The sequence below is a fragment of the Halobacillus sp. BBL2006 genome (assembly GCF_000786645.1).
Taxonomy (GTDB): Bacteria; Bacillota; Bacilli; order Bacillales; family Halobacillaceae; genus Halobacillus.
On the sequence record NZ_JRNX01000877.1, the window covers coordinates 1 to 4444 of the forward strand.

Sequence of the window (4444 nt, forward strand, 5' to 3'; positions counted from 1 at the left end):
TTATGGATTGATTCATGTATAAATGCATTTCTTCAAAACCATCTAGGAATGCCTGTAAAAATGACAATTGTTTGTGGTCAAGTGCCTCCCGGTCCCCTTCTGGTAGAGCGAGCAGCGTCTCATGAACGTCCCTAAGCCTGCTTACCTCTACACCCAGCCGTTGTAAAATTCCTGAAAGGTCATGAAGCATTTGAGATTCAGTTTTCACTGCAACATGAATGGTTCGATCAGGGCATTCGTCTGTCGGAGGAGAGATCTTATTGATTGTCGCTGTCGTAGGATTTGGTGAAACCGGTAGAACTCTCTCTCCAAGCAAAGCATTAGCAAAAGAAGATTTCCCTGCGCTGAAAGCACCGAACAAAGCTACCGTATAGTGCCTGTTTTTCAAGCGTTCCTTTTTACCTTTTAATTGATCAATTAGGCTGTCTAATCCTTGAACATTTCCTACAATGGATAGCGTCTCATCGACTTTTTCCAAGATAGAATCTATGGATTGGTCAGGTGTAGAAGAGTTCGTAGGTTCAGTAGCCCCACGATCCGGGTTTACGACCGCTTTCTTTTCAGGTGGCAGTTCACTACTCGTAAGTACACAGTCTTTCCTTTTTTTCAAGTCGTCCTTAACTACTTGGATATCCATATGTGATGCTGGAGTCCGTAGACGTTCATATAGATCTTCCTGGTACGATTTAATACGAATACTAAATTGCTCTAACGTTTTTTCGATTTGACCGCACTCTTCTAAAGCATCATAGGCTTTCTGGTGTTTATCGTAATCAGTTTGTTGATATTCTTTAAGCGTCTGTTCTAATTGCTCTTGAATATTCTGAGTGAAGCGACGCACTTCTTTTTTCACATCGTTCGATACTTGATCTGTATACCTTAGTACGTAGTCACCTGTCACCTCGGCCCCTTTTTCCACTAAATCGTGTAAACGGTCCTTGTTATATTCAAAGGGAAAGTCCTGGATTTTCTTTAAAAGGCTTTCATCCGTTACCTTGTGTTTTTCCGCCAACTCCAACCATCGATCTCTCAGCGGCCATTTCAGGTTTTTCTCAATTACGTCATCTAGATGCTGGTAGAATTTCTGATTGCGGGCCTCCCTCTCTTCATCTGTTTTCTTTTTTGAAAAAAGGAAACCGACTTTAAAACCTGGCTGCTGTGCCTCAAGAAACTCCTTAGCATCCTCACGAAGTACACTAGGCATCAAATAGGCGTTCGGAATAAATTGCCGGATTCTTACTTGCACATCGTCATGGAGTTTCTGCAATAACTCTTCCGTTGTCACTTGATCCTCGACGCTTAGATGACTATTTTCAAGAAGCGTTTCAAGATCCTTTCTTCTTTCCAAGAGTTCCTGCTTTTCTTGATAAAAATCTTCTTCTGCTTCTTTCAGACATTCTTGAATAACAGACTCAGCGTCAAGTTTTGCCTGGTTTTCAATAACCTCATAAGAACGTTCGAATAACGATTTAAAGTCCACTTTCAGGTCTTCAAACGTATTAATGGATAGATCAAAATCCTTCATTGATGTGTAATAGATTCGCTCTGGAGCAATTCCCCACTGATTAAAGGAATCATCGATACTTTGGGAGAACTTGTCAAAACTGATTTCACTCTCATTATGCTTATCAATTTGGTTGATTACGATGGAAAACGGTGTCCCGCGCCTCTGCATTTCCCATAAAAACTGAAGATTCACTTCAGATTGAACATGGTTATAATCCATCACATAATACATGTGGTCCATGAGATGCAGTGAAGACTCGGTAATCAACCGATCCGCATCATTCGTAGAGTCCACACCTGGGGTATCGAGAACAATTACGTGTGAAGGAAGACCACTTTCCGGATGGCTGATATCCACTCTTTTAATCTCTTCTCCGTCTTTGAATAAAGATTGTAACCGGTCAAACTCAATTTCTCCTTCATACCTTACGGGTGGTTCTTCTCTAAAATAGACAACCGTTTCTGATTCTCCTGAATTCAACTGAACGATATTCGCACTAGTCGGAATAGGACTGGAAGGCAGCATTTCTTTATTTAGTAACGTGTTAATCAAGGTTGATTTCCCAGCAGAAAAATGACCGGCAAAACCGATCATCATTTTTCTGTTTTCAAGCTTTTCAATGATATCTAAAATTTTCTCACTCTGCTTTGAGCTAGAGTAGTTGTTGATGTAAGTATATAATGATTTCATTTGTTCTACCGCTTTTTCTGTGGTGAGAGTCATTCAAAGAACTCCTTCATAAAAATAAGATTACATGATTATTTTACTCCTAGGCGTTCTCATTTCTCAAGTAGAAACCGATAGGAGACTTCTGAAAGAAAGAGGATGGACTTAAGTTTTTATAAAAGGAAGTTCTTCCGTTGTATCCAACTGCCCGAGAATCCGCTTTACACGGATTTTCCCACCTTCTAACCAATGCTTGAACGATATGCGGACAGGCATCGCATCTCCTCCCAAACCGAAAATGACAAATAAATCCGTCGGAAAGTAACAGCTGGTGTGTATGGTGCCTGCCCAATAACTGTATTTCTTTGAGAAGATCGGAAAATTCGTTTGATTTAAGAAAGCGAAAGCATCTTCCCCAGTTTTCACCAGGCCCTAGGATTGATTCAGGTTACTCAAACGCCGATAAGAACCTTTAAGGTGTCTACGGTTTTCAGACAATAATTCTTCAAAATGATTGGTACACACCACCCCTTATTTTGATACGTACGCCTCTTGAGGATGCTTCTACGATTCTCGTCTTACCTGTCGCATCAAATAAGACATAGTTAAAAGAATGACGGTGGGGCAAAGATTTCAATAACTCCACAGCCTCCTCTACGTTCTTAGCAGCCTCTAATACGATCCTCGTTAACGTGCAGCAAATGAGACCATCCTCAGGTTTGACCCGGTTAACGAAATTGTAACCGACGCAGTGGCCGTGTTCATTCATCCCATCTGTACGTCCAATTATCCTCTGACCAGGACCAATCGTTGCAACTCCGTCGTTCGGTTGAAAGATTAGCAAACGACCTTCATATGTTTTTGGATGGTAATCGTAATTTCTAGCGAAAAATCCGTTCCCTGTCATGACAGAGCATCCCGATTTGACCCAATCTTGCTGGAATCCGCTATATTCGTGAATAACATCGTCAAATGGCCACTGTAAACCTTCAACAAGGCCGTGCAGTTCTTCCCATACACCAGAGGCGTACTCTAAAAAAAGCCGGCGTACGTCCTTCTTAACAATCGTATAACGGCGCAAAGATTTTCTTCTCCGACTTTTATGAACCTGATAGAGCGGAGTACTTTTCAGCTTTTCCACCTGGAAGTGACCGAAATCAAAATAACTCCCCTTAAACTGTTCAACATCATAATACACTCGTTTCATGTAACTTCTCCTATTTAATATAGTCAAAAAGACGATGATGGAAATTCGAATCGTGAAGGATATGATTATGATCCGTTTCTTCGATGATGTTCAGCTCTAGGTCAAACTTTTCTCTATACCATGATTCTAATTGCTCCGCAACGACCACTTCATCTTTTCCCCCAACAAAAGTAAAAACCTGATTCTCGATCCCTTCAAATAAATCCGAAGGGATCTTTTCTAAGAACCGGGAGGCCATAAGACGAAAACTAAGTTGAAGAATCCCGCTGTCATCAAATTCATCCGGGATTATAGCAACCGTTTTGTGAGAAAAGCGGTGAATGTTCATTTTGTACAATGTCATGAGAAGTATGATTTTCTTTTGATAGACAGTGTAATCCACGTCCGTTTCAGGCTTGAACTGTTCTGTTGCATCATCTCTATAGACCGGAAGGGTTGGATGGAAAAAAGGAGAAATAAAAACAAACTGATCGGCAATATTTCTATTTTGACTTAACAGCCTTAGGATATTGGCGCATCCCATGGAATGACCGGCCAGAATGATTTTTTCATATCCCATCTTTTTGATGTGGTGAATAAAATCGAACAAATCATTGTCATAATGCCCTATATAAGTTAAGTCGCCTCGCTTGTTCAATTGATCATAACCTCTAAGGATTGGTAAAAAAACATCCGCTTCAACCTTTATAGCCTGAGCAAACTTCTCTTGATGGGATAATTCGGCCGTAATCCCATGGATGAGAATGATTGCATATTTCCCCTGCCCCTTCCTGCTTTCATGAAAGACATACTGAAGCCTTGTAAAATCTCTTGCATGGTAGGTTCTCCATGTCGTTTCGACCATTTCCATCTGCCCCTTTACTTCATTTCAGATAGATATTTTTGAAAGCCTTCAACCGGTAACTCATCCAGGAATCGCTTCTCTAAATTCTCTATATATTCCGCTGACAAATGTGGTGAACCCCCTCGGTGAATCTCTCTCGCATAATGCAAGGGAGGAGAAAGATCCTCTTTTTTATCTATAACCGTAAATGAGAGCGCGGAAATCAATGGTTGGTCTTTTA

The 4444-nt window shown here is 40.8% G+C and carries 3 protein-coding genes and 1 pseudogene; all 4 read right to left on the reverse strand.

Translation table 11 applies throughout. From position 1 onward, the window contains the following. Window positions 1-2230: dynamin family protein (locus LD39_RS20695; RefSeq protein ID WP_035553220.1), on the reverse strand; the 2230-nt coding region annotated here is incomplete at its 3' end. A gap of 448 nt (window positions 2231-2678) precedes the next feature. Further along, complete coding sequence (locus LD39_RS20700; RefSeq protein WP_052158985.1) at window positions 2679-3380, reverse strand: C45 family autoproteolytic acyltransferase/hydolase; 702 nt, start codon at window positions 3378-3380, stop codon at window positions 2679-2681. 10 nt (window positions 3381-3390) lie between these two features. Continuing rightward, the gene (locus LD39_RS20705; RefSeq protein WP_035553223.1) at window positions 3391-4224 is read right to left on the reverse strand and encodes an alpha/beta fold hydrolase; all 834 of its coding nucleotides are present in this window, start codon (window positions 4222-4224) and stop codon (window positions 3391-3393) included. 14 nt (window positions 4225-4238) lie between these two features. After that, window positions 4239-4444, reverse strand: a pseudogene (locus LD39_RS23710) (hypothetical protein); the annotation flags it as partial.